2 pseudogenes are annotated in these 677 nt (G+C 64.4%); both read left to right on the top strand.

The window, feature by feature from the left end:
- Positions 1-564 (top strand): annotated as a pseudogene (locus A0U87_RS03530) (glutathione S-transferase family protein); the annotation flags it as partial.
- A 2-nt stretch (positions 565-566) separates the two neighbouring features.
- Positions 567-677, top strand: a pseudogene (locus A0U87_RS26590) (transposase); the annotation flags it as partial.

Below are 677 nucleotides of genomic sequence, written 5' to 3' on the forward strand. Positions count from 1 at the left end.
GCGGTCGAGGTGCGGCCGGCCGGGTTCGGCAAGGGCGGCGAGGCGTTCGAGCGGGCGTCCCCCTTCGGCAAGATTCCGGCACTGGTCGATGGCGATTTCGCGATCAGCGATTCGACCGCGATCATAACCTATATGGATGCGCTGCATCCCGAGCCGAACCTGATCCCGACCGAACCCAAGGCGCGGGCGCGGACGATATGGTATGAGGAATTTGCCGACACCATCGCCCAGCCGGTGGGTGTCGACATCTTCTTCAACCGGGTGGTCGGCAAGCTGCTCGACATGCCGCATGATCCGGCCCGCGCCGACTGGGCTGAGGCAGAGAAGATGCCGGGCATCTATGATTATCTGGAGGCGGTTCTGCCAGACAGCGGCTGGCTGGTGGAGGATCGCTTCACTTTGGCCGACATTGCCGTCGCCTGTCCGCTGATCAATGTCTGCTATTGCAGCAGCGGGTTGAAGGATGGCCGATGGCCCAGGGTGAAGGCCTGGCTCGACGGGCTGCAGGCGCGGCCGAGCTTTGCCGGGGCGATGGCGCTGGAGGCGCGGATGCTGGGCAAGGCTGCGGTTCGCGGGGGTATGACGCGGGCAAGAAGACCAAGGGGCGCAAGCGCCATATCTTGACGGATACCGACGGCAATCTCGTCCATGCCGTATTCCACGCCGCCGACATCCAA

The sequence above is a fragment of the Sphingobium sp. MP9-4 genome, assembly GCF_005281675.1.
GTDB lineage: Bacteria > Pseudomonadota > Alphaproteobacteria > Sphingomonadales > Sphingomonadaceae > Sphingobium > Sphingobium yanoikuyae.